18 protein-coding genes and 1 pseudogene are annotated in these 24,621 nt (G+C 71.2%); 12 read left to right on the forward strand and 7 right to left on the reverse strand.

The window, feature by feature from the left end:
• The first annotated feature begins 562 nt into the window (after positions 1 to 562).
• From FREUN1FDRAFT_RS02195 to FREUN1FDRAFT_RS02205, 3 genes are all read left to right on the forward strand, one after another.
• Positions 563 to 1,753 carry a hypothetical protein gene (locus FREUN1FDRAFT_RS02195; RefSeq protein ID WP_006538299.1) on the forward strand — a complete coding sequence of 397 codons (1,191 nt, stop codon included), beginning with the start codon at positions 563 to 565 and terminating at the stop codon, positions 1,751 to 1,753.
• Entirely contained in the window at positions 1,753 to 3,168 is a 1,416-nt protein-coding gene (locus tag FREUN1FDRAFT_RS02200) for an aldehyde dehydrogenase family protein (RefSeq protein ID WP_006538300.1), read from the forward strand. The genes FREUN1FDRAFT_RS02195 and FREUN1FDRAFT_RS02200 overlap by 1 nt, the downstream gene beginning before the upstream one ends.
• 288 nt (positions 3,169 to 3,456) lie before the next feature.
• Positions 3,457 to 4,038 carry a TetR/AcrR family transcriptional regulator gene (locus FREUN1FDRAFT_RS02205; RefSeq protein ID WP_006538301.1) on the forward strand — a complete coding sequence of 194 codons (582 nt, stop codon included), beginning with the start codon at positions 3,457 to 3,459 and terminating at the stop codon, positions 4,036 to 4,038.
• Positions 4,039 to 4,547: 509 nt separating this feature from the next.
• Here FREUN1FDRAFT_RS02205 and FREUN1FDRAFT_RS02210 read toward each other — a convergent pair.
• On the reverse strand, positions 4,548 to 5,762 hold the full coding sequence (locus tag FREUN1FDRAFT_RS02210; protein WP_006538302.1) for a CaiB/BaiF CoA-transferase family protein: 1,215 nt from the start codon (positions 5,760 to 5,762) through the stop codon (positions 4,548 to 4,550).
• A gap of 243 nt (positions 5,763 to 6,005) precedes the next feature.
• Between FREUN1FDRAFT_RS02210 and FREUN1FDRAFT_RS02215 the strand changes: the two genes are divergently transcribed.
• The 8 genes and pseudogenes from FREUN1FDRAFT_RS02215 (at position 6,006) to FREUN1FDRAFT_RS02255 (ending at position 13,559) form a co-directional block, all read left to right on the forward strand.
• Entirely contained in the window at positions 6,006 to 7,217 is a 1,212-nt protein-coding gene (locus FREUN1FDRAFT_RS02215) for an acyl-CoA dehydrogenase family protein (RefSeq protein ID WP_006538303.1), read from the forward strand.
• Entirely contained in the window at positions 7,214 to 8,497 is a 1,284-nt protein-coding gene (locus FREUN1FDRAFT_RS02220) for an acyl-CoA dehydrogenase family protein (RefSeq protein ID WP_006538304.1), read from the forward strand. The genes FREUN1FDRAFT_RS02215 and FREUN1FDRAFT_RS02220 overlap by 4 nt, the downstream gene beginning before the upstream one ends.
• 152 nt (positions 8,498 to 8,649) lie before the next feature.
• Positions 8,650 to 9,875, forward strand: a pseudogene (locus FREUN1FDRAFT_RS02230) (cytochrome P450).
• Between the two features lie 10 nt (positions 9,876 to 9,885).
• On the forward strand, positions 9,886 to 10,302 hold the full coding sequence (locus FREUN1FDRAFT_RS02235) for a nuclear transport factor 2 family protein (RefSeq protein ID WP_006538307.1): 417 nt from the start codon (positions 9,886 to 9,888) through the stop codon (positions 10,300 to 10,302).
• A complete protein-coding gene (locus tag FREUN1FDRAFT_RS02240) occupies positions 10,302 to 10,703 on the forward strand; it encodes a nuclear transport factor 2 family protein (protein ID WP_006538308.1) in 402 nt (133 codons plus the stop codon). Before FREUN1FDRAFT_RS02235 ends, FREUN1FDRAFT_RS02240 begins: the two co-directional genes overlap by 1 nt.
• Before the next feature lie 115 nt (positions 10,704 to 10,818).
• Complete coding sequence (locus tag FREUN1FDRAFT_RS02245; protein ID WP_006538309.1) at positions 10,819 to 11,685, forward strand: LLM class flavin-dependent oxidoreductase; 867 nt, start codon at positions 10,819 to 10,821, stop codon at positions 11,683 to 11,685.
• Between the two features lie 6 nt (positions 11,686 to 11,691).
• Positions 11,692 to 12,603, forward strand: a complete 912-nt coding sequence (locus FREUN1FDRAFT_RS02250) for a MaoC/PaaZ C-terminal domain-containing protein (protein ID WP_006538310.1) — start codon at positions 11,692 to 11,694, stop codon at positions 12,601 to 12,603.
• 11 nt (positions 12,604 to 12,614) lie between these two features.
• Positions 12,615 to 13,559, forward strand: a complete 945-nt coding sequence (locus FREUN1FDRAFT_RS02255) for a PaaI family thioesterase (protein ID WP_198144223.1) — start codon at positions 12,615 to 12,617, stop codon at positions 13,557 to 13,559.
• Positions 13,560 to 13,611: 52 nt separating this feature from the next.
• Here the strand turns inward: FREUN1FDRAFT_RS02255 and FREUN1FDRAFT_RS02260 are convergent, their stop codons facing one another.
• From FREUN1FDRAFT_RS02260 to FREUN1FDRAFT_RS02280, 5 genes are all read right to left on the reverse strand, one after another.
• Positions 13,612 to 14,346, reverse strand: a complete 735-nt coding sequence (locus FREUN1FDRAFT_RS02260) for an ABC transporter ATP-binding protein (protein WP_006538312.1) — start codon at positions 14,344 to 14,346, stop codon at positions 13,612 to 13,614.
• Positions 14,343 to 17,444: a branched-chain amino acid ABC transporter permease/ATP-binding protein gene (locus tag FREUN1FDRAFT_RS02265; protein ID WP_006538313.1), complete on the reverse strand. Its 3,102-nt coding sequence runs from the start codon at positions 17,442 to 17,444 to the stop codon at positions 14,343 to 14,345. The genes FREUN1FDRAFT_RS02260 and FREUN1FDRAFT_RS02265 overlap by 4 nt, the downstream gene beginning before the upstream one ends.
• A gap of 189 nt (positions 17,445 to 17,633) precedes the next feature.
• Positions 17,634 to 18,917: an ABC transporter substrate-binding protein gene (locus FREUN1FDRAFT_RS02270; RefSeq protein WP_006538314.1), complete on the reverse strand. Its 1,284-nt coding sequence runs from the start codon at positions 18,915 to 18,917 to the stop codon at positions 17,634 to 17,636.
• 843 nt (positions 18,918 to 19,760) lie between these two features.
• Entirely contained in the window at positions 19,761 to 20,783 is a 1,023-nt protein-coding gene (locus FREUN1FDRAFT_RS02275; protein WP_006538316.1) for an aldo/keto reductase, read from the reverse strand.
• Between the two features lie 126 nt (positions 20,784 to 20,909).
• A complete protein-coding gene (locus FREUN1FDRAFT_RS02280) occupies positions 20,910 to 21,554 on the reverse strand; it encodes a TetR/AcrR family transcriptional regulator (protein WP_006538317.1) in 645 nt (214 codons plus the stop codon).
• A gap of 198 nt (positions 21,555 to 21,752) precedes the next feature.
• On the opposite strand from FREUN1FDRAFT_RS02280, the gene FREUN1FDRAFT_RS02285 reads away from it, so the two are divergent.
• Entirely contained in the window at positions 21,753 to 22,586 is an 834-nt protein-coding gene (locus FREUN1FDRAFT_RS02285) for a thioesterase family protein (protein WP_006538318.1), read from the forward strand.
• Between the two features lie 75 nt (positions 22,587 to 22,661).
• Here FREUN1FDRAFT_RS02285 and FREUN1FDRAFT_RS02290 read toward each other — a convergent pair whose 3' ends face one another.
• Positions 22,662 to 24,461 (reverse strand): cholesterol oxidase substrate-binding domain-containing protein, encoded by a 1,800-nt coding sequence (locus tag FREUN1FDRAFT_RS02290; protein WP_006538319.1) that lies wholly within the window; start codon positions 24,459 to 24,461, stop codon positions 22,662 to 22,664.
• Positions 24,462 to 24,621 lie beyond the last annotated feature (160 nt).

The following is a 24,621-nucleotide window of genomic DNA, read 5'->3' on the forward strand; positions in this document are numbered from 1 at the left end:
CGCCGGTCGGCCGGTCGCCAGACAGGCCGTCGCCATCGCCACCGCGTTCTGGTCGGCGGGAAGCGTTGGCTAACAGCTATTAGCTGGATCGTAGCGGCGATCTTGTTCCTGTCGCAAGACATGTGAACTGCGAGGTGGGATGACCACTGTGGGCCAGACGGATCAGGCTACTGGCTGTTAGCGAGAGGCCGAGCGGCTCCGCCCGGCCTGGCCAGCTCAGCCCAGCCCGGCCTGGCGCCGCCGAGCGCCCTCGCGTGCCTGCCGACCCGGCCGTCACGCCAGGAGGCGCGCGGATCCGGTCGCGGCTTGTTACGCTGGGGAATCTCGCGTTGTCGCCCCGGCGGATTTCTTCCGTTAATGCGGCCCGGTGATTCGCCCGGATCGCGGTGATGTCGCGGCCGGTGGCGGGGGTGTGGGCCGCGGCCGTTGTCAAGGATCCCGGGGTGTGAACGGCTTCATGTGATCGGGCTATTGGATTTCCGGTGCCGGGGTGGCGGGGATTTCGAACCTGGCGAGGATTGGTCGTGCCGAGGTTCACGACCGCATGCAGCGGAGGCCAACAATGTTTCCCGCCATTCTCGACCTCACCTCGACACAATTAGCGGCCGCCGAACCCGACGAATACATCCGGGCCCTGATGCGCTGGCATTTCGGGGAGGAGACCGGCAGCCCCTTCTGGCTGCGCCGGGCCCGGGCGCTGGACTTCGACCCGATCTCCGATGTCCGCACCTACGCGGACCTGTCCCTCTTCCCGAACGTCGTCGACGAGTTCCGCGAGGTCGCGGTGGAGGACCTGATCCCGCGCGGCCTGCGCGGCGAGGACCGGGCCGTCGCCGGCGTCTTCGAGAGCGGCGGGACGACCGGGCCGCCGAAGAGGTTCGTGATGTTCGAGCGCTGGGCCGAGTTCGCGTTGGGCTGGGACGAGTTCCACTACTCCGGCCTCGGAACGGCGAACCTGCTGGCGGTCGCGCCGAGCGGGCCGCACATGTTCGGCGACTTCGCGCAGCGGCGGGCCCGCCGCCAGGGCGGCCTGAAGTTCACCGTCGACCTCGACCCCCGCTGGATCAAGCAGCTCATCGGCCGGGGCGCCATGGACGAGGTCGAGCGCTACACCGAGCATCTCGTCGACCAGGCGGCGCACATCATGACGACCCAGTCCGTCGGCATTCTCGTCACGACCCCGCCGCTGCTCGAACGCATCGCCCGCCGCGAGGAGCTGGTCGAGCGGATTCGCAAGGACGTCCGGTTCATCTGCTGGAGCGGCGCGCACATGGACGCCGACTCGCGGGACATCTTCCGCCGGGAGATCTTCCCCGGAATCCCGCTCAAGGGCCTGTACGGGAGCACCACCGTCCTCGGGATGTCGCGTGAGCGCCCGTGGCAGGACGCGGATGGCCTGGACGGCACGAATGGCCCGGACGGCACGGTTGTCCGGGACGGCGCGGTTGTCCCGGACGGCACGGTTGTCCGGGACGGCGCGGCGGAGCTGGACTCCCCGGCCGTGTTCGACCCGCCGAGCCCCTACATCACCTTCCAGGTCGTGGATCCCGAGACCCGCGCCGAGGTCGCGGTCGGCGAACGGGGCCAGGTCGTGATGAACCACCTCACCAAGTACGCGCTCATCCCCAACAACCTCGAACGCGACCTGGCGCGCCGCGTCGCGCCGCTGCCGGGTGCACTCGGCAGCGCCGTGTCCGATGTGGCCCCTGTGTCGACCTTCGGCAGCCGGACCGTCATCGAGGGGGTCTACTGATGGGAGCCGTACCCGCCGGCCAGCCGGTGTACATCGACGCGCTCGGCCCCACCGGCACGGAGCCCTTCCGCTCCCGGGAACGCCGGCCCCTGACAACCCTGGCCGGCGAGCCCGTCGGCGAGATCAGCCAGGTACCGGCGCTGTACGTGCGCCGGGCGATCAGCGCCATGCGCGCCGCCCCGACCACACCGGCCGCCCAGCGGTTCGCCGCGCTGGAGAAGGCCGCCGACCTGTTCGAGGGCGCCGCGGTGGCGGGGCTCCATCCCGACGACTACGCCCACCTCGTGTCGCGGGCGTCGGGCGTGCCGCTCGGTGTGGTCCGCGCGTCCATCGCCTGGGTCGCGGACGTCCTGCGGACCCAGCGCCGCACGGTCGAGCTGGCGATGCCACGGGGAGTGGTCGCCGACTGGCGTGACCCGGCCACCACGGCGGGCGCGGCGGTCTGGACGCGCCGCGGCGAGGTCTTCGCGGTCCACGCCGCCGGTAACACCCCGGCGGTGCACGGGCTGTGGCCCGAGGCGCTCGCGCTTGGCTACAAGGTCGCGCTGCGGCCGTCGACCCGCGAGCCGTTCACCGCGTTCCGGCTGGTGAGCGCGCTGCGCGACGCCGGGATCCCGCCGGCGACGCTGACCCTGCTGCCCACCGACCACACCGTCGCGGACGTCATCATCGCGGAGGCCGACCAGGCGATCGTGTACGGCGGGCAGGACGTCGTCGCGAAGTACGAGGCGAACCCGCGCGTTCTCACCCAGGGCCCGGGGCGCTCGAAGATCCTCGTCACCGCCGACGTCGACTGGCGTGAGAAGATCGACATCATCGCCGGTTCCGTCAGCCATCTCGGCGGCACCGCGTGCACCTGCGCCACCGCCGTCCTCGTCGAGGGCGACCCGGAGCCGCTCGCACGGGCGCTCGCCGACCGGCTGAGCCTGATCCCCAGCCTGCCACCGGAGCACCCCGACGCGACCCTGACCGTGCAGCCGACCGACGTGTCCGCCGGGATCGACCGCTACCTGCACACTGTCGCCGGGGACGCCCGGGCGCTGCTCGGCGGCGCCACGATCGTGGACGAGCTTCCGTCCGGTGGCTCGGTCCTGCGGCCGGCGGTGCACCTCGTCGCCTCGAGCACGGCCCCGCAGCTGGGCGTCGAGCTGCCGTTCCCGTGCGTCTGGGTCGGGCCCTGGCACGAGTGGGACGGCATCGCCCCGCTGCGCGACTCCCTCGTACTCACCGCGATGACGACGCGGGAGAAGCTCATCGAAGCGCTGCTGAACGAGCCCTCGATCACGAACCTCTACCTCGGCGACAATCCCACGACGTGGCTGCGCCCGGGAATCCCGCACGACGGCTACCTCGGGGAGTTCCTCATGCGCACCAAGGCGATGATCCGCTCCGTGCCGGCGGTCGGCAGTCCGTGAGCGAGGCGGGCCGGTGGTTTCCGGCGGCCGCGGGACTCCGCGACGTCGCCCCCACCGGCCCGCTCCGCCGTACCCACCGGGCCCGCTCTTCGGCCCGCCTCGGCCGGCGCACCTCAACCGGCCCGCCTCGCCGGGACGCATCCGTCGCCGGGCCACCGCATCGGCCGTTCCGCTAACGGCTGTTAGTCCCGCCAGTGGACACTTCCATCCTGGCCGCAGGGAACTCGCGTATCATCCGGCTGAGTCGCTGCCGAGATCGGCTATCAGTTGTTAGCTAGCGGGGGAGATGTGGTCCGGGCCAGTTCGCCGCGTTCCGCGGAGATCCGCGCCGCCGCCCTCGACCTGTTCACCCGCCTCGGCTACGAGGCGACCACGATGGCCGACCTCGGCGCTGCCGTGGGCATGCGCGGCCCCAGCCTCTACAAGCACGTGGCCTCCAAGCAGGACGTGCTGGTGGAGATCATGACGGGAACCATGGAGGCGCTGCTCGCGGCGCACCGGTCCGCGGTCGCCAGCACCGACGACCCGGTGGAGCGGCTGCGGCGGGCGACCGAGGCCCACGTGCGCTACCACGCCCGGCACCGCCAGGAGGCGTTCGTCGGCAACCGCGAGCTGCGCAGCCTCGTCCAGCCGCACCGCGACCGTGTGCTGGGCCTGCGCGCCGAGTACGAGCGGTGCTTCCGGGAGCTGATCGAGGCGGGGGCGCAGGCGGGGCACTTCACGGTCGGCTCCGCGTCGCTGGCCTCGTTCGCCATCCTCGACCTCGGGATGGGCCTCGCCGCGTGGTACCGCGAGGACGGTGAGCTGACGGAGGACGCCGTCGTCTGGCAGTACAGCCAGTTCGCCCTGCGCATCGTCGGCCTGCGGTAGCCGCGAGCGGCCTGTCTCCGCGGGCCGGGTCGCCTTGGCCGTCGTCTCGAGCCGCCACTGTGACCGCCGCCGCCGCTGATTCGGGCTTCGGGCTGCTTGTTGCTGGTGAGTAAGAGTCGAGGATGATGGCTGCCGGAGAGCGCGTAGTGAAATCCTGAGAAGTGGCGGATCCGGCCCCCGATATTGACCGGGCGGTCCGTGTCCACTCCGCGCCACCCGCCACCCGCCACCCGCCACCCGTCGCACGGCGACCCGCCGGGGATCCGGCGTCACCGCGCAGCGCCAGCAATTCACGCCAATAGGTGCAAACCGCGCAGCAAGCCGCTTGGCGATCCGCAAGAAGTGAGGATTTCGGTTGCTGCAGCAGCCAAAATCCTCACTTCTTGCTCAGGAGCAGCGGCGGTAGCGGAAGCCCGAAGCTCGGGCTTCCGCGACGGGCTCTGGAACGACCGAAATCCTCAACTCTTCGAACGGTCGCCTCGAGCCGCCACCGCGGTTGCTGCCGATGGCTACGCCACGACGCCCTTGATCTTCAGGTTGAGGATCGCGTCCCAGTCGAGGCCGAGGCTCTGCAGGATCTCGTCGCCGTGCTCGTTCAGGTCGGGGGCGCGGCCGGCGGGCGCGGGCTGCTCGTCGTACTGCACCGGGGCCGCCACCAGCCGGAACGGCGTGCCGGCAGAGGTCTGGACGTCCTGCAGGTAGCCGTTGTCGGTCGCCTGCGGGTCTGTCGTGATCTCCAGCGTGGTCTGGGAGACCGCCCACTGGCCGCTGAAGTCGCGCAGCGTCTCGCGCCACTGCTCCAACGTCCGCTGGGCGAACACCTCGCCGAGGATGTCGAAGGCCGCGTCGGTGTTCGCGCTGATCGCCGCGTGGTCGACGAAACGGGGGTCGGTGACCAGGTCGGGGCGGCCCACCAGCGTGCAGAGTTCCGGCCAGTAGCGGGCGGCCTGCAGGCAGGAGAAGACCAGGAACCGGTCGTCGCCGGTCCGGTACGTCCCGACCAGCGGGTTGCCGGAGCGGCCGGTCGGCGGCTGCCCGAGGGGGCGCTGGAGCTGGTCGGCGAGCGCGATGCCCTGGCCCATCGACCACATGCCCGCCCCCAGCAGGGAGACGTCGACGATCGTCGCCTCCCCGGTGCGCTCCCGGTGGAACAGGGCGCCCATGAGGCCTCCGGCGATGGTCATCGCACCGATCGAGTCACCGAAGCCGGGGGCGGGCGGGAAGCGGATCTGTTCGTCGCCCGCGTTCATCAGGGCGGCGGCGATGCCGGCACGGGCCCAGAAGGCGAGGAAGTCGTACGAGCCGCGGTCGGCGTCCGCGCCGCGCTCGCCCTGGCCCGTCCCGCGGGCGTAGATGATTTTCGGGTTGTGGGCGCGGATGTGCTCCACGTCGATCTTCAGCTTCGCCCGCACCCTGGGCAGCTTGTTGGTCAGGAAGATGTCGCACGTCGCGGCGAGGCGGTAGACGATGTCGAGCCCCTCGTCGCTGGTGAGGTCCAGCGCGAGGCTCTTCTTGTGCCGGTTGGAGTGCTCGAGCAGCACGTGGACCGAGCCGGAGACGGGGCTGGTGCCGGTCGAGGCCAGGCCGCGCATCGCGTCGCCGCGCTCGACGTGCTCGATCTTGATGACCTCGGCGCCCCAGTCGGCCAGCAGCGCCGACGCCGCGGGGACGAAGGTGTGCTCCGCCACCTCGAGGACACGAACACCTTTCATCACTGCGGTCATAGCGGTGCTTCCTCCGACGGTGGACGCCCTGCGCCGGCGAAGTGTCCTGTGCCGACGATGTGGTCTATGCTCACGATGTCCAAGTTGACGTCGACATCGATTTTTAGACCCTAGCCGGACGGTGGCGCGGCTGGCAAGATCCGACGATTCTGGACGATGTTCGCCGCTGCCGCCAGGGGGCGACCCCGCGGCCGCGGTCCCGGCAGGCTCGCCGTCGCAGAGATGACCCACCGGAGGGCATGGATGGAAGTGGGACTCAGTGCTGACCAGGAGCTCCTGGTCAGCACGACCCGGAAGTACCTGCGGGCCAGCGTGCCCCCCGAGGTGCTGCGCGAGCTGCGCGACAGCCCCGTCGGCTACGAGCCGGACTTCTGGCGGACCGGAGCCGAGCTGGGCTGGACGTCGCTGCTCGTCGCCGAGGAGCACGGTGGCGGCAGCGTCAGTGACGCGGGGCTGCGTGATCTCGCCCTGGTCGCCTACGAGTTCGGCCGCCACGCCGCCCCCGGCCCGCTGCTGACATCCAACGTCGTCGCCTCGGCCCTGTCGGGCGCGTTGTCGGCGACCGGCGGCGAGGCGGGCGACGATGTGCTCGAGCGGATCTGCGCGGGGGAGGCGGTCGCGGCGTGGTGCTTCGGCGAGCCGGTGCCGCACGACGGGCTGGGCGAGATCACCGCGACGGCGCTGGCCGCCGGCTCCGACCTGGTGCTCTCCGGGGTGAAGGCGCCGGTGGAGCACGGCGCCCAGGCGGACTACTTCCTGGTCACGGCACGCGGGGCCGACGGCGGCCTGGCGCAGCTGCTCGTGCCCGCCGACGCGCCCGGCGTGACGGTGACACCGCTGCGCACGCTCGACCTGACCCGCCGGTTCGCGCGGGTGGAGTTCTCCGACGTCCGGCTGCCCGCGGCGGCACTCGTCGGTGACCTGGGCGGGGCGGCCGCGGCCGTCGAACGCCAGCTGTCGATCGCACTGGTCATCCAGACCGCCGAGATGGTCGGCGCGATGGACCGGGCGTTCGAGCTGACGGTCGCCTGGGCGGCGGACCGCTACTCGTTCGGCCGGCCACTGGCCTCCTACCAGGCGCTGAAGCACCGCTTCGCCGACCTGAAGATGTGGCTGGAGGCCAGCCACGCCCTCGCCGACGCCGCGGCCGTCGCCGTGCAGGACGAGGACGAGCGGGCGGCGGAGCTGGCCAGCGTGGCGAAGGCGTACATCGGGCACTACGGCCCCGAGCTCTGCCAGGACTGCGTCCAGCTGCACGGTGGTATCGGTGTGACGTTCGAGCACGACCTGCACCTCTACCTGCGGCGGACGGTCGTCGGCAGCGCGCTGCTGGGCACGCCGCGCGAACATCGGCTACGGATCGCCAGCATCCTCGAAGCACGTGGCGGCGATGCCGGCGCGGGCGAGTCAGGCACGGGTGAGGCCGGCGACGGCGCGCGGGAGGCGGCGGCGTGAGCAGCGACGAGATCGAGTCGGTCGAGGAATTCCGCCTGCGGGCACGCACCTGGCTGCGGGAGAACATGCCGCGCCTCGAGCCGGGCGGCGGCCGGCGGCTCGCCGTGCGGCCCGACGAGGAGGAGCTCGCCGAGGTCGCCGAGGACCGTCGCCTGCAGCGGCTGCTCTTCGACGGCGGTTTCGCCGGGCTGTGCTTCCCGAAGGAGTACGGCGGCCAGGGGCTCACCCCCGCGCATGCCGAGGCGTTCAACACCGAGCTCGTCGGCTACCGCTATCCGTCGCGGCTGCAGGTCCCGACCATGACGCCGTGCGCGGCGGTGATCGCGGAGTTCGGGACCGAAGAGCAGAAGCGCCGGCACCTCCCCGCGATCCTGCGCGGCGAGGAGCTGTGGATGCAGTTCCTGTCCGAGCCCGGGGCGGGGTCGGACGTCGCCGGGGCGAAGACGAGTGCCGTGCGCGAGGGCGACGAGTGGGTGCTCAACGGCTCCAAGATCTGGACGACGGGCGCCTGGTGGTCCGACTGGGGGCTGTGCCTGGCGCGCACGAACTGGGATGTGCCCAAACACCGTGGGCTCACCGTGTTCATGCTGCCGATCCACCAGGAGGGCGTCGAGGTCTCCCGGATCGAGATGCTCGACGGCAACAAGGAGTTCTGCCAGGAGTTCCTGACCGACGTCCGGGTGCCTGACAGCGCCCGGATCGGTGCCGTCGACGACGGGTGGACGGTGGCGACCCGCTGGCTGTTCTACGAGCGGTCGTTCAGCTCGTCCCCGTTCGCGCTTCGGCCCGCCGGTGACGTGGAGACCTTCGGAGACCCGGGCACCGGCCTGCTGCAGATCGCCGAGCGGGCCGGGCGCCTGCACGACCCGGCGGCGCGCGAGCTGGTGGGGGAGGCGCACATGCTGCGGACGGCGATGCGCGAGCTCGACGGACGCCTGCACGCCCTCATCGCGACGGGCAGGTCCTCGGACCAGATCGCCGCGGTCGGCCGGCTCATGCACGGCGTCACGATGAGCCGGCTGGCGACGATCGGGTTCGAGCTGGCCGGCGCGAGCGCGGCGGCGGCCGGCGACGACGACGAGCAGGCCGGCGCGCTGGGGACGAGCTATCTGCTGCGCCAGATCGGCTCGATCGGCGGCGGGACCACGGAGATCGCCCGCAACGTGATCAGCGAGCGGGTGCTGGGGATGCCGCGGGAGCTGGCCCTGGACCGCAACGTGCCGTACCGGGAGGTGCGCACGGCGCCCTCCTCCGGAGGCGGGGCGGCGTCCCGCTCCTGACTGCCGCTGGCCGCACCCGCCCGCACCCCTGTTGTTGAACTCGACATCGATGTTAATGTCCGAGATGAGGCGCAGCCGGGAGCGGGCGGGCCGGGAGTCGAGGGGTGCTGCCGTGGTCGGCTGGCCCGGTAGAGGATTGCGAAGGGACCAGCATGGACATCGCGGCCGCGGCCAGTGTCTTCACCGATCCACGGGCGTACGCGGATGACGCGCGGTTCCACGCGGCGGCCGCGCTGCTGCGGCGGGAGTCGCCGGTGCATCTCGTCGAGCACGAGAAGTTCCACCCGTTCTACGCGATCACCAAGCACGAGGACGTCATGTCCATCTCGCGGGCGTCCGACATCTGGCTGAACGCCCCCGCCCGGCGCTCGGCCCCAAGTCGAAGGACGCGGATCGGGAGAACATCCCGATCCGCTCCCTGGTCCAGATGGACGACCCGGACCACACGGTCTACCGCCACGTGAGCGCGGACTGGTTCAAGCCGGCCGGTGTCCGCCGGCTGCGCGACCGCATCGCGGCGCTGGCGAAGCGCTATGTCGACCACATGGCCGACCTGGGCGGTGAATGCGACTTCTTCGTCGACGTCACCTCGCACTATCCGCTTTATGTGATCCTGTCGCTGCTCGGCCTGCCCGAGGAGGACTTCCCGCGGATGCTGAAGCTCACCCAGGAGCTCTTCGGCGCCGACGACGAGGAACTCGCCCGCGACGGCGACAAGCACGCCCAGATGGGCGCGCTGATCGACTTCTTCAACTACTTCCAGGCACTGATCGCCGAACGCCGCAAGAACCCGACCGACGACCTCGGCTCGGTCATCGCGAACGCGATGATCCGTGACGTGCAGATCGGCGAGCTGGAAGCCGCCGGCTACTACACCCTGATCGCGACGGCGGGGCACGACACCACCAGCGCGGCGCTCGCCGGCGGGCTGCACGCCATGCTGGAGAGCCCCGAGCAGTGGCGGCGCCTGGCCGCGGACCCGTCCCTGGTGCCGACCGCGGTCGACGAGGCCATCCGCTGGGTCTCGCCGGTCAAGCAGTTCATGCGCACCACCACCGAGGACACGGTGGTTCGTGGTGTGCCCATCGCCGCCGGCGAATCGGTGCTGCTTTCCTACCCCTCGGCCAACCGTGACGAGGACGTCTTCGACAACCCGAACACCTTCGATGTCGGCCGGTCCCCGAACCGGCACGTCGCCTTCGGTTTCGGCGCGCACTACTGCCTGGGCACCCACCTGGCCCGGCTGGAGGGCCAGGCGCTCTACGCCGAGCTGAGATCGCGGGTGCGCTCGATCGAGCTCGCCGGGACGCCGGAATACATGGAGGCGTTGTTCGTCGGTGGCCCGAAGCGTGTTCCCATCCGCTACGAGATGGCCTGACTGGACTGACATGAGCGAATTCGCGGAGAACATGGCCGCCGGTATCGACGTGCTCGCGGTCCAGTCGGTGCTGGCCCGCTACTGCCACCGCTGCGACGACGGCGACTTCGCCGGGCTCGTCGACCTGTTCACCCCGGACGGCGTCTTCACCTACGGCGACCGCACGGCGCACGGCCGCTCCGAGCTGCTCGCGTTCTTCCAGGGCACCCAGGGGCGACCCGGCCAGCGCGGCAAACACCTGACGTTCAACCTCGACGTCCGCCCGGACGGAGACACCGCCCGCAGCGTCTCGGACTACGTCTTCCTGCGCACCGGCGCGGACGGCCCGGTCCTCAGGCTCGCCGGGCGCTACCACGACGAGCTGCGCCGGCTCGACGGCCAGTGGCGCATCGCCCGGCGAGACGTGATCAACCTGGAGGTGCCCTGATGCTTCCCTCCCCGGCGGACCAGGTGGCCATCGGCGACCTGCTGGCCCGGTACTGCCTGACCCTCGACCTCGACGACGTCGAGGGCTGGGTCGCGCTGTTCACCGAGGACGCCAGCTACCAGGTGTACGGGCGTTCCTTCGACGGCCACGCGGGGCTGCGCAAGATGATGGGCGCGGCACCGGGCGGGCTGCACCTCGGCGGCCCGCCCGTCATCGAGATGGACGGCGCCGACACCGCGCGCACCCGGCGCAACCTGCTGTTCGTCGACCGCACCGACGGCGTCTCCCGCAGCGCGGTGTACACCGACGAACTCGTCCGCACGGCCGACGGCTGGCGGATCAGGAACACCAGATGCCGATTCATCACCGCGGAAGGCCTCGCCGACCGGCCGGCGCGCTGAATCCGGGCCCGGGCGACCGGCCATGGAGCACAGTGTGCAGCGGTGAGATGTCCGCGCCGAGTCCGTGGCCGCAGCCCGGCACCGGATGGCGGCGGGCAACGGAGAGGGGTTTCCTGTGCAGTTCCACCTGTACCTGCCGCAGATGCGGTTAAGTCCCGCGCAGCTGGTCGAACGCGCCCAGGCGGCCGAAGCCGCCGGCTTCGACGGCATCGCCGGGATGGACCACATGGCGCCACCGCTCGCGGAGAACCAGCCGATGTTCTCCGCTTCCGTCACGAACACCTGGCTGGCGGCACACACGACCCGGATGACCGTCGGATCGCTGGTGCTGTGCGACGTCTTCCGCAACCCGGCGCTGCTCGCCCAGGAGTCCGTGTCGCTCGACCACCTCTCGGGCGGGCGCTACGAGCTCGGCCTCGGGACGGGCTCGGTTCCCCGCGAGATCGTCTCCTACGGCCTGGCGCTGCCCGAGGGCCGGCTGCGGGTGCGGCGGCTGCGCGAGACGCTGGAGATCCTGCGGGCGCTGTGGACCGGTGAACCTGTCGACTACACCGGGGAGTTCTTCCAGCTGCGCGGCGCCCGGCAGGCGCCGACGCCGCTGGGGAGCATCCCGATCCAGATCGGGGGCGCCGGCCCGAAGACGATGGAGCTCGTCGCCGCGTACGCCGACTGGTGGAACATCCACATCGGCATCCTCGACAGGCTCGACGAGATGCGCCCGCGCGCCGGGCGGGCCCGGGTGTCGATCCAGGAGCGGATCGCCTTCGTCCCGTCGGAGGACCAGCGCGCGGCGGTGGCGGAACTGGCGCGGCGGCGGTTCGGCACGACCGGTGTGGTCGTGGGCGACGCCGAACAGCTCGTCGAGCACTTCGGGACGCTTGCGGAACGCGGCATCGACCGCTCCTACACCTGGTTCTGCGACTTCGCGCAGCCGGCGACGCTCGCCGCGTTCGGCGAGTCCGTCATCGCGAAGCTGCGCTGAACGCCGGTGAACCTGGACGCGATCGGAACAGTCGCCGGCCCGGTGGAACGGAGCTGGTCCGCCAGGGACACCATGCTCTACGCGGTCGGGGTGGGCGCCGGGTACCCCGACCCCGGCGAGGAGCTCGCCTTCACCACCGAGAACTCCGCCGGCGTCGAGCCGCGGGTGCTGCCGACCTTCGCGCTGCTGTTCACCGCGGAGGGCCCGCTCGACCTGGGCGTGGTCGGGCCACACGACCCGGCGATGGTCGTGCACGGCGAACAGCGCATCGAGTGGTTCCAGCCGTTGCGACCGGACGGGCGGGTGCTGCTCACCGGCCGGATCGTCGACATCCTCGACAAGCGCTCCGGCGCCCTCGTGGTGACTGAGACGACGGCCAGTGATCCCGAGTCGGGCGCCGCCGTCCTGCGCACCCGCACCGGGGTCTTCATCCGCGGCGCCGGCGGCTTCGACACCCGGCCGCCCGCCGCCGCGCCGGCTGTACCGCCCGCACCGGCTGTGCTGCCCGCGCCGCCTGTACCGGCTGGACGGGCGCCGGATCACTCGGTGACCTACCAGACCCTGCCGAACCAGGCCCTGCTCTACCGACTCTCGGGTGACCGCAACCCGCTGCACTCCGATCCGGTGTTCGCGGCCAACGGCGGCTACGATCGGCCCATCCTGCACGGCCTGTGCACCTACGGATATACCTGCCGGGCTCTGCTGCACACGCTCTGCGGCTCCGACCCGAGCCGGTTGCGTTCCATGTACGGCCGGTTCAGCCGGCCGGTCCTGCCCGGCCAGGCGCTTACGATCGACATCTGGGTCGACGACCCCGACCCCGATGCCGACGGCGGAGCGGCCACCTTCCGGACCACCGCCGACGGAACGGCGGTCCTCGAGCGCGGCCGGTGCACGTTCACCGCGGCCAGCGCATGACGGCGCCCGGGGTGACCGGAGCCGAGGCGACGGCGCCGCGCTCGTCGGCACTGGCGGACCTCGGGATTCTGATCGAGGAGCAGGGCGCGGTTCTGAAGGCGACCATGCCCGCGGTGGCGAACCTGGCGGTGCCCGGCACCACCGCGATGCGGATCTGTGCGCTCTGCGCGCTGGCCGACACCCAGCTGGGCCTGCTGGCGGTGCGGGAGCTCGGGCCCCGCGTCCCGGTGACGCTCGCGCTTGACGTCCACCTGTTCCAGCCGGTGCCGGTCTCACCGCCGCCGGCGCGTGCCGAGGGGTCGGCGGGCGCGGCGGGCACAGCGGGGCCGGCGGGCACAGCGGGGCCGGCGGGCACAGCCGGGCCGGTGAGCAAGGTGCACGCGATCGGCCGGGTGGTGAAGGCGGGGCGGGCCGTGCTCGTGACCGCCATCGAGTTCGCCGACGACACCGGCCGCCCACTGGGCGTCGGGACGGCGCTGTTCATGGCCGCGCCGGACCCGATGCTGCTGATGCCGCCGGGCATGCGCCCCCTCGACCTGTTCGCCACGACGAGTGGGGAGCTGGCACAGCCGTACGCACAGCGGCTTGGCTGCCGGCGGGTCGGGGTGGGGGTGGCGTCCCTGCCGTTCACCGACGACGTCGTGAACGCCTCGGGGACGCTCAACGGCGGCATCCTGCCGCTCGCCGTCGAGGAGGCGGTGCTGTCAGCGGCACCCGGGTCGTACCTGACCTCGCTGAGCCTGCAGTACCTTCGCCCGGTGCGCCGCGGCCCGGCGGTGGCGCGGGCCGAGGTCCGCGGCGACGTCGGCACCGTCGAGGTGCGTGACGCCGGCACCGACGCGCTCGCGGTCGTCGCGACGGCCCGGACGTCGCCCGCCCACACCCTCCCGCTGACCTCCGCGGACGCGGCCGGCGGCGCCTCTTCCTGGGCGCCCGAAGAACGACCTCGCGGGTAGCCGGTGTCCCGGTCAGCAGGACCGGGACACCGGCGGACACCGCGACTATGCGTCAGGACGCGGAGGCTCCCGCGACCTCCTCCTGGAGAATGCCGAGGTAGGCGCCTTCCAGGAGCTCGGGGGAGGCAGCCAGTTCGTCGGCCGCCCCCCGCAGCACGATGCGGCCGCGGTTGAGCACGGCCGCGTTGTCGGCGACCTCGAGGGCCAGGTTGACGTGCTGCTCGACCAGGATCACCGCGCACTTGTGGTCGGCGGCGATAGCGCTGACGGTCTTGAACAGATCCTCGACGATCAGGGGTGCGAGACCCATGCTGAGCTCGTCGATCAGCAGCACCCGGGGCTGCTGGACCAGGGCTCGCGCCATCACCAGCATCTGCTGCTCACCGCCGGAGAGCGCACCCGCGGGCAGGGTCCACCGCTTCTCGAGTGCCGGGAAGGTCTCGAGAAGGCTCTTCGGCTTCGGGCCGTTGCGCCGGGCCGCGACCCGGATGTTCTCCTCGACGGTCAGGGTGGTGAACAGGGCGCGGTTGTCGGGGACGAGAACCACCCCGGCCGCGTTCGCGGCGGCAGGCCGGCCGCTGCGCAGCCGGGTGCCGTCCACGCTGATGGTGCCGCCCTGGGCCGGCAGCAGACCGGCCAGAGTCAGCAACAGCGTGGTCTTGCCGGCGCCGTTCGGTCCGAGCAGAGCCAGCACGTTGCCGGCCTCGACGGTGAGATCGACGTTGCGGAACGCGGTGGCGCTGCCGCGGCCGCCGCTGAGGTCGGTGCATTCCAGCCGGGTGCTCACTTCGTCACCGCCGAGGAGGTCGTCACGGTCGCAGAGGTGGTCGTGGCCGCGGTCGCGGACGCCGTCAGCGGCTCGGCGATCTCCGGTGCCGCCGGGTCCTGGGGCGTTGCGAGGTCGGCGGGTGCCGTCACGTCCACTGGTGTTGCCGCGTCCACCGGTGTCGCTGGGTCGGCTGGTGTTGCCGGGTCCGCCGGTGGCGGCGGGTCGGTCGGTGCCGCCAGGTCGGCTGCGGGTTCCGGGTCGGCTGCGGGTGCCGGGTCGGTCGGTGCCGCGTCCGTCGCCGGTGGCTCGTCCGCCAGAGCGTCGTGCACGGAGCCGAGGTAGGCGTCGGCGACGGCGCGGTTCGCGCGGATCGCCGCCGGGTCCCCCTCGGCGATGACCTTGCCGAAGTCGAGGACGTAGATGTAGTCGCACACGGACAGCACGAGCGAGACGTCGTGGTCCACGAGAATCACGCCGACGCCGGTGGCGCTGATGGAGCGGATGCGTTCACCGAGCCAGACCGACTCGGTGGTGTCCAGCCCGGCGGCGGGTTCGTCCAGGAGCAGGGCCTTCGGCCCGGTGGCACACGCCCGCGCGATCGACACCAGCTGTCGTTCGCCCTGGCTCAGCTCGCCGGCGTGCCGGCCGGCCCGGTCGGCCAGCCCGACCAGGCCGAGCGCGGACGCCAGGGCACGGTGGCGTTCGTCGCCGCTGGCGCCGAACAGGGCCGCGCTGACGTTCTCCTCGACGGTGAGGTCGTCGTAGAGCTCCAGGGACTGGAACGTGCGGGCCAGGCCGCGGCGCACGCGGCTGTGCGTGGGCAGTCCCTCGACGTGGGCGCCGGCGAGCCTGACGGTGCCGTCGGCCCGGGTGAAACCGGTCGTCGCGTCGATCACGCTGGTCTTGCCCGCGCCGTTCGGCCCGATGAGGCCGACGATCTGGCCGGCGTCCACCCGCATCGAGACCTCGGACACCGCGGTCACACCGCCGTAGCGGACGGTCAGCCCGTCGATCTCGAGCACCGTGCCTGCCGGCAGCGGCTGCGCCGCCGGCTCCGCCCCGTCGGCCTCCGCGGCCGCGTCGGGCTTGGCCAGCCCCGCCGGTTCGGCCGGCTCTGCTGGTTCGGTCACTCCGCCCGCTGCCGGCGCCTCGACCTGCTCCGCGGGGCTCTGGCCGGCGCGGCGGCGGCGTAGTCGATCCAGCCGGTCGGCGAGGTCGTGCCCGCCGCTGGCGAATCCTTCGGGGTGGCCGATGAGGGCGACGAGCAGGAGGACACCGGTGATGACGGGGAACCAGTCACCGAGGTGGACCCAGCGGTCCATCGCGATGAAGGTGATGCCGGTCGAGGCCATCACACCGGCGAGGATGCCGCCGTAGACGGAGGTGACGCCGGCGAGGTAGGCGGTGGAGAGCAGGGCGAGCCCACCGAGCGCGGTGAACGAGGCGAAGGTGACGGTGTTGAGCCGGTAGGCCAGCAGGCTGCCGCCGAGGCCGGCGATGAACGACGCGATCGCGAAGCTGGCGACCTTGACCGCGACGACGTTGATCCCGATGCCGGCGGCGGACTGCTCGTTGGCGCGGACGGCGAGCATGGCCGAGCCGAGCGCGCTGGTCCGGAGCTTGGCGACGCCGAAGGCCACCGCGACCAGCACGGCCAGGCACAGCAGGCCGAAGGGGAGGCGTGGGAAGGCGTGGCCGGTGCCGATGCTGAGGTCGAGGCCGAACAGCTTCGGCTGGGTGACCTGGGCGCCATCGCTGTCGACGATGTCGGTGTTGCGGAACCACACGGCCTCGATCGTGTAGGCCAGTGCGAGGGTGACGATGCCGAGCGTCAGGCCTTTGAGCCGCAGTGCGGGCAGCCCGATCACCACGCCGAGGACGGTGGCCACGAGGGCGGCGAGCAGCGGCGCGAACGGGAACGGGACGTGCCAGCTCTGGGTCAGGCCGCTCAGCGTGAACGCGGCGCTGCCGGCGAGCGCCAGCTGGGCGAGAGAGACCTGGCCGGCGTAGCCCGTCACGACGACGAGCGACAGGCCGATGATCGCGGCGATGAAGGTGCCGATGACGGCGCTGCGCCAGGTTCCGGTGGTGACCAGCAGGCCGAGCACACCGAGGGCGGTGCCGGACACTGTCGGCAGCGTCAGGGAACGCGGCCGGGGTGCCCGGCCCAGCGGCTGGCGGAGCAGGCCGCCGCGGACCGTCAGGCCCCGTCCGGTGATCAGCAGGGCGACCAGGATGACGATCAGGGGAATGAGCTCGGACGAGCCGGTCTTCGGCAGCCAGGAGACGTCCCTGGAGACCAGGGACTGGGCTTCGGCCTGGAGCATGCCGATCACGATGCCGGCCGCGACCGTCGGGATGAGGTTCTTGAACCCGCCGACCACGGCGGCGGCCAGCGCCGGCACGACGAACAGCGTGTACGTGGTCGGGGACAGTGGGCTCAGCGGCGCGATGAGGATGCCGGCGGCACCGGCGGTCACCCCGCTGATCATCCAGTTGAACAGGGCGATCCGGTCCGGTGAGACGCCGCTGACGTAGGCGCCGGTCTGGGACTCCGCCACCGCCCTGGTGAGCAGGCCGAACCGGGTGAAGCGGTAGACCGCGGTCAGCACCAGGGTCAGCGCCACCACGGCGACGACCAGGTAGAAGCGGTCGGACAGGAGCTTCGCGTCGCCGAACTCCCATCGCTCCGAGGGGAAGATCGCGCTGACGCTGACGGGAGAGGTGCCGAGCCGGATCGCCATCGTCGACTGGATGACGACCAGGACGCCGAGGGAGGCCACCGCCCGTGCGAGTGGGGGTGCCTCACGCAACGGCCGGAAGACCGCCAGATACAGGATCGCTCCCAGCAGGGCGCCGAGAAGCAGGGAGAGCGCGGCCGCCGGGGCAAGTGGCCAGGATCCGCCGATGTCGACCGACTCGGGCAGGCCCGGTAACAGGACGAGGAACTGCCCGTCACGTAAGTAGGCGTAGGAGTAGGCGACGTAGAGCGCCACGGCTCCGGTCGCGAAGTTGATGACTCCCGAGCTCCGATAGGTGAGCACGAGGGCCAGGCCCAACGCCGCGTACACCCCGCCGTTTCCCAGGCCGAGAAGCAGCGAACCTATATGTTCCATCACGATCTCCCGGCATCTTCCGGATCAGTTCTGCGAGCCATCAGGCTGGTAAGGCCCTCGGCGGAGGAGTTTCTTGCTCGTTATCGGTCCCCGCCGACGTGTCGACGCCGGACGGAGCGGCCGAACCGGCCGTCGAGGAGGCTCCTCGACGGCCGGTTCGTTTGCTGGATCATCTCATCGGTTCGAGATCTAGGAGTTCCCTCGCACCGTGTACGCCGTCGGCTCACCCTTGCTGTCGAGCTCGGTCGTCAGCCCACCCTGCACACAGGCGGCCGGGGACTCCGGGTAGGCCTTGCCGTCGCAGCGGAACTTCAGTCCGCCGGCGCCCGGCAGCTCCTTCTCCGGCATCGCCTTGATGGCCGCGGTGACCGTCGCCGGGGTGATCTCACCGGTGATGTCCTCGAGGGACGCCGCAAGGCCGGCGAACGTCACGAACATGCCCCGGCCCGCGGACGAGTCGGGCTCGATGTCCTTCCCGTAGGTCTCGACCACCGAGTTGTAGAGAAGGCTGGACGCATCGTCTCCGCCGACCGGGACGGAGGCACCGATGGTCATCCCCTCAAGCGCGTCTCCCGGCACCGCCTTGCGGGTGGCGTCGGTGATGCACTGCGAGATGGCGCTGACCTTGCCGTCGTACCCGACGGACCGCAGACCGTTGATCGCGCTGATGCAGAACGAGTCGTTGCCGATGATGAACACCAGCCCGGACTTGTTGCTCACGACGCTCTGCATCTGCGGCGTCATGTCGGCGGTGCCCGGAGCGATGCGGATCAGCTGGTACTCGAGACCCGCCTTCTTCATCAGGCCGGGTGCGACCTCCTCCGCGCTGTGCAGCGCGGCCGGCACGTCGATGACCACCGTCGTGACCTTCTTGACGCCCTCGTCCTTCGCCAGGCTGATGGGCAGGTTCAGCACTGCGAAGTTCGGGTCGCCCACGGTGAAGCTCGTGGGATCGGACAGGATCGACGGGCTGCCGGCACCGAAGAACATCGTCGGGATGTGCGCGTCGGACAACGGCTTCCAGACAGCCTCGGCGACGGCGGACTCGCCGACCGCGACCGCGACGACGTTCTTCTCGACCAGCTGGTTGCCGCAGTCGGTGCCCTTCGCCGGGTCCGCCTGTGTCTCACAGGTGACCACTTCGACGGGCCGGCCGCCGATGCCCCCGCGGTGCTCGTTCAGGTACTTGACGGTGGCGTCCGCGACGGCGAACTGCACCGAGTTGTCGATGCCGGCGGACTTGCCGTCCGAGACGATGCCGATCTTGACGGGCTCGCCCGCGGCCTTGTCGACCGGGCCGAGCGCGCCCGCGGCCGCGCTCGCGTCCGCCGGGCTGGGCGTGGTCTCCTCGTCCGAGCCGCAGGCGGCGACGAACAGGAGCGCGGCCAGGGGGGCGGCTAAGCCCGCCCGCACCAACCGCCGCCGCGCCCGTCTCTGTGTCGGCCGGCCGCCGGGGGCCACCGTGTGCTGCATATACCTCTCCTCAAAGTCGTCGGAACCGCCGCACCATGGAGCATGAAAAATACATACCTGTGGGGACCGGCCGGTCTCACAAGCCCGCATTCAGATTGACTGAACATTGTCCGGGGCGAAGGTGGGCACATGCTCCCAACTTTTGACGTGGGCGTCAACGTGTCGGTCGCTCTCGACGAATACCCAGGTGTTGGAACTCGCCGAGGGTGCCTCCGGCAGGAGGTCCCGGTCGCCTCCACCGGCCCGCAACATCCCGCCCAGGGGGGTCGAGATGGTATCTGCACCGGCGGTGTCGACATGGCCGGCCGGGCGGACATCGAGACTTTGCGCCATGAACCCGCCCCTGGTGTGGAACAGGTTTCAGGCCTTCCGGCGGCCCGGACCTCCCGGCCCGAGAGTGCTTTCCTGTTTTTGGCGGATGCACAGATCTTTGGCGTACGCACGGTCGCGTTCGGGTGCGTAAGGGAGGCACCTTTGTGCTCCGGCACAAGGTCTGCCCGCCGTATCCGCCGCCGCCGCGGTTCGCGCGGATCCGCGGATGCGCGTGCCACGAGGAGGTCCGGCGAACACGCGGCCCCGGTGCGGGCACGGGGCGCGGGTACGGCGTGCGGGCGGGGAACGCGGGTGCGGCATGCGGGGTGCGGGTGTGTCACGCGGGCCGCGAGTGACGGCCCGCGTCCTGCCGGGGGGACGCGGGTACCACCGCTGTCCGCCCCGGCAGGAGCACTGCATGCCGGCAGGCGTCGCTCATCAGCCGCGACGCCGCTCGGTGTCGGTCACATCGGTGTCGGTCGGCGACTCCGGTCGACGGCGACGGTCAGCGACTACGGCCGACGGTGACGGTCAGCGGCGGCGCAGCGCGGAGTCGGCGAGGGCCGGCGGGACGTAGCCGGCGTCCTCCGGGTTGACGTTGACGCCGGGCGGGACGATCTCGTCGATCCGGTCCAGGGTCGCGGTGTCCAGGGTGATGTCGGCAGCCGTGAGCTGGCTTTCCAGGTGATCCATCGTGCGCGGGCCGATGATCGCCGAGGTCACCGCCGGATGGCGCAGCACGAACGCCAGCGCCAGCTCGATCAGGCTGATGCCGACCTCGGCGGCGAGGTCCCCGAAGGCGATCGCGGCCTCGACCTTGCGCTGGTTCGCCGGGACGGACAGATCGAACCGGCCCGGCACCCGCGCTATCCGCGTGCTCGTGACCTCACCGCCGTCGCGGGTGTAGCGCCCGGAGAGGAAGCCGCCGGCGAGCGGGCTCCACGGCAGCACCCCGAGTCCGTACCGCTGCGCCACCGGCAGCAGGTCGGCCTCGATGCCGCGCACCAGCAGCGAGTACGGCGGCTGCTCGGTGACGAACCGCTCGCGGTTGCGGCGCTCGGCGACCCACTGCGCCTCGACGACCTCGTGCGCGGGGAATGTCGAGCTGCCGAAGTAGCGGATCTTGCCGGCACGGACCAGGTCGGTCAGCGCGCTGAGCGTCTCGTCGATGTCGGTGGACGGGTCGGGGCGGTGCACCTGGTAGAGGTCGATCCAGTCGGTGCCGAGGCGCCGCAGGCTGTTCTCCACCTCGGTGACGATCCAGCGCCGCGACAGCCCGCGCTGGTTGGTGTCCGGCCCCATCGGCATGAACAGCTTGGTCGCGAGCACCACGTCGTCGCGGCGGCCGGCGAGTGCCTTGCCGACGATCTGCTCCGACTCGCCGTTCGAGTAGATGTCGGCGGTGTCGACGAAGTTGACCCCGGCGTCCAGCGCCCGGTGGATGATCTTTATGGAGTCGTCATGGTCCTGGTTGCCCCAGGCGCCGAACATCATCGCGCCCAGGCAGAGCGGGGAGACCCGCACGCCGGTGCGGCCAAGTACTCGGTAGTCCATGTCGACGAGCTTTCGCCGTTGATCAACAGGGCGCAATCCCTCTGGTGAAAATTTCACCATGTCGATCGGGAAATGTCGGTTATCGGTGTTGGTCGCCCTCCGACACCGCTCGGCGATCTCGTCGAGCTAGGGGGCGGCGTTCGGAGTAACCGTGCCGAGCAGGTGGTCGAGGTGATCGAGGATGCCGTCGCGCACGTCCCGGTAGGGCTCGATGCCGCCGGCGGCCCGGCAGAGCACGACCGCGCCCTCGACCGCCGCCACGGTCATCGCGGCGAAGCGGGCGGCGCGTGCGGCGGCCACACCATCGCTGGTGAGGCAGCCGGCGATCGCCGTCCGCCACCGGTCGAAGGCGTTGTTGGCGACAGCACGCAGCGTGCCGTCGGTGTCCTCGGCGCTCAGGGCGACCGCGGCCACCGGGCACCCGGCCGGCCCACCACCGCCGATCAGGATCTGCTCGGCGAGGTCGAGCACGGCGCGGACGGCGTCGACGGGCGCGGCGTCGGCGCAGGCGGCCTCGATGCGCTGCGCGACCCGGTCGCCAGCCCAGCGTGCGGCGTCCACCCCGATCTGGGTCTTGCCGCCGGGGAAGTGGTGGTAGATCGCACCACGGGCGGCATGGGCGCGGGCCACGACATCCCGGCACCCGGTGCCGTCGTAGCCGCGTTCGCGGAACAGCTCCGCCGCCGCCACGACCATCCGCGCCCTGGTGTCCCGGCGGCCGGCGGGAGGTGCGCCGCCGCTGCCGACCGGCTGCCCCGTGCGGTCTGCCATCCGTTCCGTCCTCTCCGGTACGCGAGCGTGCGGCTGGGCCCTGGTCGACGCCGACGATCCGCCGGCTCTCACATGTGCCCCGCGGCGCATCGGCGCCGCTCCAGCTTGACTAGGACAAGCGTCCTCGACAAGCTCTAGGACAACTGTCCTAGAACCTGCTTCGTCGTCACCGGACGGACGGGGCTATCGAGGTGATCCGTGAACACGTCGGACCAGGCCTTCTTCCTCCCCGTCGGCACGGTGCCCGCCGGCGCCGCGGCGGTCCTGCACGCGACCCCCACGAGTCACGGCCCCTGGTCGGAGCGGCAACAGCACGGCGGGGCGACCAGCGCCGTGCTCACCCGGGCTCTCGAACAGGCAGCGGACGAGGCCGGCCTGGTGGGCGGCCACCTGGCCAGGATCGCGGTCGATTTCCTGGCACCCGTCCCCGTCGGGGACGTCCAGGTCAAGGCGGCCGTGGTTCGGCCCGGCCGGAAGGTGGCGCTGCTGCGGGCCGAGGTGGGCGACGGTGAGCGGACCTGGGCGAGCGCCCAGGCCTGGTGGCGACGGGTCGCCCCGGGAACCGTGCCGGATCTCGGCCTCACCCAGCTCGAGCCCCTGCCGGCACCCGAGACTGTGCCTTCGGCCACCCCGGACAGTGACATCGCCCGGTTCCTCGCCCGCGGCTACATCGCCGCCGTGGACTGGCGCCCCGTGGACGGGCACGTCGTCGAACCCGGCCCGTGCACGGTCTGGGCTCGTCCGCAGGTCCCGCTGGTGGCCGGGGAGACCATCAGCCCGACCCAGCTGACGATGCTCCTCGCCGACGCGGGCAGCGGGGTGAGCGCCGTGCTCGACCCCCGCACCCACCTGTTCACGAACGTCGACCTCGTCGCCAGCCTGCTGCGCCAGCCCGAGGGCGAGTGGATCAGCATGCGCGCGACAACCATGGTCGACAACGCCGGCGGCGGCACCACCACGACCGTGCTCGGAGACGTGAAAGGAACGTTCGGCCAGACGCTGCACACCCTGTTCGTCGCACCGCATGGCTGAGTACGCCGCACCGTGCGGCCGACGCCGGATCGCACGGCTGGCGCCGCACCGCACCGCACGGCTGGCGCCTTCCCGCTATGGGAGGAGGGCGTCGAGCAGGGGGCTGGTGAAGATGCGGTGTGGGTCGAAGGAGTTGAGCGTGGTGCGGGCGGTGTCCCAGTTGTCGGCGGCGGGCTGGCCGGCGCGGTAGGCGTTTGGGATGGCCGTGCCGATCGTCGGGCCGTCGGCCCAGGCGGCCGTGGTGGTGTAGGCCCAGCCCTTCGACCATTCGGGGCGCACGGCGGCGTAGTTCCCGCTGAAGGTGCCGAAGATCCAGGCCTCGACCTCGCGGAAGAACTGGTGTGAGTACGGAGTGCCGGGCACCGTGAGAATGTCGAGCCAGACGGCGACATCCCAGTCGGAGTGGTCCGGCCGTGGCCGGACCGCGGACAGCTGTGGTGAACCGGCCGAGGTGACCCCGACGTCACCGGTGGCGTCCAGCCCGGTGACCCGGATCTCGACCGGGCCGTTCATGGGATAACGCCCCTGATCCTGGTAGGCCGTGAGCCGGGACCGGTAGTACGTGCAGAACTCGTTGACCACCCGCTGGATGTTCGCGCGGTTGGTGAGAATGGCGTAGCCGTTCGCGGTGACCTGCAGCGTCGTCGGGCGCACGTACAACAGCAGGTTCTTCGACCAGCCCCAGATGTCATAGGTCGCGGTCGTGATGAGGCCGGTGCCGACGAGCGCGATCTGGGTCTGCCCGAACGTCGGCGTGAGTGACCCGTTTCCGGCGATGATCTGTGCGATCAGGTCGGTGGCCTGCTTCGGCAGACTGTCGGAGAACCCGTAGTTGTAAGGGCTGTTCACCGTGCGGGAAAGCAGCGGCCGGGACGGGCTGCGGCTCCAGACCTTGAGCCACGGATTGTCGGTGAACGGGAACCAGATGGCCTCGACCCGGCCGGCGCTCTCCACGTAGCCGGCGAACGTCCGCGTCGCCCCGGAGCCGGGAGCGGCGAACAGCTGCGTCCACGGAATATCGAACCAGCTCTGGCAGCGTAACCGCTGGTTGGCGCCGACCTGCAGCACGACCTCGGTGAGGAACGCCCGGCCAAGGTGGGTGAGGAACGCCTTCGACGCCGCCTCGGAGCGGCCGAAGGTGCGCAGCGCGTACGCGTTCGCCGACGAATCCCAGACGACCGCGGTGAACGAGACGATCAGATTGCTCAGTGAGCCGTAGGTCGTGCCCGGCACCGGGGTCTCGCCGGTGGCCGGAATGGCTGTGCCATGGCCACCGATGGCCAGCACGCCGCCGACGGTCAGATCTCCGGGCGCGGGGGCGGCGGTCAGGCCGTAGCCGGCGGTCTCCAGCCGGGTGAGCAGGGTTTCCATGGTCACACCGGTCTGGGTGCGCACGGTGGCGGGGGAACCGGCGGTGACGGTGACGGCGGTGAGATGCTCGGTGGTGTCCACGAGGACGACACCGGCTCCCTGCGAGCCGGCGGGCAGGATCAGCGGCGACCAGTTGTGGCCGCTGGCCCGGGCGCGGATGCGGTAGCCGTTGGCATGGGCCCAGTTGGCGATCGTGACGACGTCCGCCGGGGACGCCGGTGCCGCGGTCCACACGTCATCGACGGCGATCTCGCCGGACCAGTTCTCGTAGGCCTGCCGGTAAAGCGGTATCGCGGCGGGGAAGTTCGGCGGGGTCGGGGTCGCCGCGGCGGCGGCGGAGATCCGGGACAGCGGTGTCCAACCCGCGAAACCGGCCGCCGCGGCGGCGAGCACCGACCGGCGAGACGTCTTCCTGGCCCGCGGGGCTGCCGCGGGCTCCGCCGCCGGCCCGAATTCGGCCACGTGGTCCTCATGGTCCTCGTGCGCAACATGACGCGATTCCATCGCAGGCTCCCTTTGCATGCGGACGAAATGAGGCGTGTCGATGCGCCGACACGCCGTCCGAATATCTGCTGGCCCTGGGAAATGGTCGCGTTGCCAGTGTTCCGAGTGTAAGGAATGTGGTCAAAGAAAACCAGAGTGAAGTAGTGGGTGAGGGTAAGTC

Origin of the sequence: Parafrankia sp. EUN1f, from assembly GCF_000177675.1 — a bacterium.
GTDB lineage: Bacteria > Actinomycetota > Actinomycetes > Frankiales > Frankiaceae > Parafrankia.

Bases quoted from the DNA above. Each gene is read 5' to 3' on its own strand.
- FREUN1FDRAFT_RS02195 (WP_006538299.1), top strand. From the start codon at position 563: ATGTTTCCCGCCATTCTCGACCTCACCTCGACACAATTAGCGGCCGCC.
- FREUN1FDRAFT_RS02200 (WP_006538300.1), top strand. From the start codon at position 1,753: ATGGGAGCCGTACCCGCCGGCCAGCCGGTGTACATCGACGCGCTCGGC.
- FREUN1FDRAFT_RS02210 (WP_006538302.1), bottom strand. From the start codon at position 5,762: ATGACCGCAGTGATGAAAGGTGTTCGTGTCCTCGAGGTGGCGGAGCAC.
- FREUN1FDRAFT_RS02215 (WP_006538303.1), top strand. From the start codon at position 6,006: ATGGAAGTGGGACTCAGTGCTGACCAGGAGCTCCTGGTCAGCACGACC.
- FREUN1FDRAFT_RS02235 (WP_006538307.1), top strand. From the start codon at position 9,886: ATGAGCGAATTCGCGGAGAACATGGCCGCCGGTATCGACGTGCTCGCG.
- FREUN1FDRAFT_RS02240 (WP_006538308.1), top strand. From the start codon at position 10,302: ATGCTTCCCTCCCCGGCGGACCAGGTGGCCATCGGCGACCTGCTGGCC.
- FREUN1FDRAFT_RS02265 (WP_006538313.1), bottom strand. From the start codon at position 17,444: ATGGAACATATAGGTTCGCTGCTTCTCGGCCTGGGAAACGGCGGGGTG.
- FREUN1FDRAFT_RS02270 (WP_006538314.1), bottom strand. From the start codon at position 18,917: ATGCAGCACACGGTGGCCCCCGGCGGCCGGCCGACACAGAGACGGGCG.
- FREUN1FDRAFT_RS02275 (WP_006538316.1), bottom strand. From the start codon at position 20,783: ATGGACTACCGAGTACTTGGCCGCACCGGCGTGCGGGTCTCCCCGCTC.
- FREUN1FDRAFT_RS02280 (WP_006538317.1), bottom strand. From the start codon at position 21,554: ATGGCAGACCGCACGGGGCAGCCGGTCGGCAGCGGCGGCGCACCTCCC.
- FREUN1FDRAFT_RS02290 (WP_006538319.1), bottom strand. From the start codon at position 24,461: ATGGAATCGCGTCATGTTGCGCACGAGGACCATGAGGACCACGTGGCC.